Origin of the sequence: Nonomuraea cypriaca (genome assembly GCF_015645445.1) — a bacterium.
GTDB lineage: Bacteria > Actinomycetota > Actinomycetes > Streptosporangiales > Streptosporangiaceae > Nonomuraea > Nonomuraea cypriaca.
The window spans coordinates 1-2,704 of record NZ_JADOGI010000456.1; the positions used below are offsets into that span (position 1 = coordinate 1).

The window sequence follows — 2,704 nt, forward strand, 5'->3', positions numbered from 1 at the left end:
CGTAGGCGGTGGCCCCGCCGGACAGCGTGCCGACCGTCGGCGCGCCGCCGGACAGCGTGCCGACCACCGTCGGCACCCCGAGCGGCCCGGTGACGTCGTGCAGGACCGGCTCCTCGCCGAGCGCGCGCACCATCGCCAGGAAGTACGCGGGCGCCCCCGCGAGGTCCGCCCGCCCGTAAGGCCGCGTGGCGTGCGTGACCCCGTCGAGAGTGATGGCGGCGGCATGCGCGACCAGGCCCTCCGCGACCGCCTCCGCCCACGAGTACGCCGCCGCCGCGCCACGCGCCGCCCCGAACACCACGTCGGCCGGCACCGGACAGGCCGTACGGTCCACCAGGTCGTAGGCGGTCACGTGCCCGCCGACCAGCCGCCGCTCGTCGAGCGCGAGCGAACCGGCACGCGCCAGAGCCGCCAGCGCCGCGCGGTAACGGGCCTCCTCGAACGTGAGCCCGGCACCGGTGACCACCGGCCTCGGCGCGTCGCCGAGCACCCCGTACGGATCCGCCACCGTGGTCGCGGTGACATGCAACGGCAGCTGCGCCAGATCACCCTCGTCGATCTCGGCGAAGATTCCGGCCTTCCCGTCCATGAGCCCCTTGGCCCGCCGCGAGAACTCGGCCTCGCTCAGCGCCGGAGCACCGCTCAGCGCGGCGATCCGATCGAGGAACGCCGCCTCGTCCAGCGGCTCGGCGGGCAGGTCGAGCGGGTGCGGCACGATCGGGTGGGTGGTGCTCGCCAGGGTGCACGGGTCGAGCACGACCAGCCGGGGCGCGGCCTCGTCGCGCAGCCCCGCCAGAACGCGGAACACGTCATGCGCCACCTGGTTGGCCACCACCCTGACCGCCACCGGATCGAGCGGCCCCCCGGCCTTGGGCGGGCCGGCCAGGGCGCGGTGTCTGCGCCACGCGCTCGCGAGCCCGCCGCCCGCGCGGGCGGCGGGCTGCCACCAGATCTCGTCCGCCACGGGCATCACCTGCGCGAGCAGGGCTCCGAAGGCGGCGCAGCGCCGTTCGAGCCGGGCCACCCGGTCGGGTTCGGCGGCCTCCGCCACGTGGATCACGACCTGGGCGGCGCCCACCTCGCCGGTCGTCTCCACCCGCCGCAACCCGGCGGCGGCGCACGCGCGCGCCAGCTCGGCCGCCAGCGGGCCTGACCCGACGATCGCGGCCGGGGTGTCACGGAAACTCTCCAGGACGTGGCCGGGCGAGTCCACGAAGTAGCCGAGGTGGGACAGCAGGCCGCGGTGCTCGTCGCGTTCGGCGTCGGTGAGGGTGTCAGGGGCTTCGGGCCCGACCGTGCGCACCAGTCCGCGTTCTGCGAGCGTGCCGATGAGTCTTCTGACGAACTCGGCCCGGTCGGCGGGCAGGTTCGCGGTGAGCTCGTCGAGGGTGCGGGTGCCGTCGAGCAGCGGCGCGAGCCGGTCGAGCCACCGGTGCACGGACGGCCCGGCGATGAAGGTCTCGCCCTGGTGGCTGAGGAAGTAGACGCCGCCCTCGACCTCGGCGTAGTGGGCGTCGGGACGCAGCAGGACGTTCAGAGCTGCCACGGCGCGGGCTCCTTCCTGCGGCTGCCGACCATGAACTCGCCGACCGCGCACTCGGCGAGCCGGTCCCGCCCTGTGGCGGCGGTGAAGGCGAGGTCGTCGCCGCTGCCGAGGGCGCAGGGGGCGAGGTTCATGGCGGTCGCGACCGCGTACATCGTCTGTTGCAGTACGCCGACGTGCTTGAGCATGAGGGCGTAGCCCATGGCCTCGTACTTCCACAGGATCCTGCCGGCCCGCGCGCTGATCACCAGGAGCACCTGGGGCGGTGACTTGGCGACGGACGACTCGGTGGCGACCTTCAGCATCCTGCGCACCGACGGGTGCGCCGCGTCCCGGACGGGGCGCAGCGCGTGGTCGTGGGCGTCGTAGTGGTACATGCCCGGCTCCAGCCCGTCGGCCAGCCGCACCACCGGGTAGACCTCCAGCTCGTACGCGGATCCGCCGCCGGGATAGGGCTTGCTGGAGTACTCGAAGCCCTCGATGTCGCGCAGCAGGCGTACTCGTGCGCACCGGTAGAGCAGTTCGCCGAGTTGCCCGGCGGTGATCGGATGGTCGTCGTCGTGGTCGCGGACGCTCTCGCGGTCCTCCAGCACGGTCGTGAGCGTCGGGTCGGCGCGCCGCAGCTCACCGAGGTCCGGCCGGTCGAGCGGCACGGCCTCGCCGGGGTAAGGCGCGGGCCGGGCTGGGGGCGGCTCGTACGTGCCACGCGCCCAGAACGTGCCGCCGAAGTGGGCACCGAACCAGCCCCGGTTGCCGAGCCTGCTGCGCTCGTGGAACCACAGCTCATGGGCGGCCCACTGCCGCTCCTCGAACGACTCCTCCTTCGCCACCAGCATGCCTGCGGCGACCAGATCGGCGCGCAACGCGGCGGCCGCCTCCGCGGGCAGACCGGCGTCCCCGGCCGGGTCGGCCAGCAACGCGGCCACGGCGGGATCGTGCACGTGCACGTCACACCACGATCCAGGCATCTCCAGCACCAGCCCGTCGGAGCCGTTACGCAACACCGCGAACCGCGACAACTCCACATCACCCTCGGGCACGGTCATCTCAGCGGGCGGGCCCACCGGCGTCACCGTGTAAAGATCCCGCCCCGCCGCCGAAACCACCTTCCGCATCCATCCACCGGCACGAAGCCGCGCCACAACCTCCCCCAACCCACCC

2 protein-coding genes are annotated in these 2,704 nt (G+C 73.9%); both read right to left on the reverse strand.

Annotated features, from left to right (window positions below):
* Positions 1 to 1,546: hypothetical protein (locus ITP53_RS54725; RefSeq protein WP_195903375.1), on the reverse strand; the 1,546-nt coding region annotated here is incomplete at its 3' end.
* A partial coding sequence (locus tag ITP53_RS54730; protein ID WP_207757748.1) for a SagB family peptide dehydrogenase occupies positions 1,534 to 2,704 on the reverse strand: 1,171 nt, incomplete at its 5' end. The genes ITP53_RS54725 and ITP53_RS54730, both read right to left, overlap by 13 nt.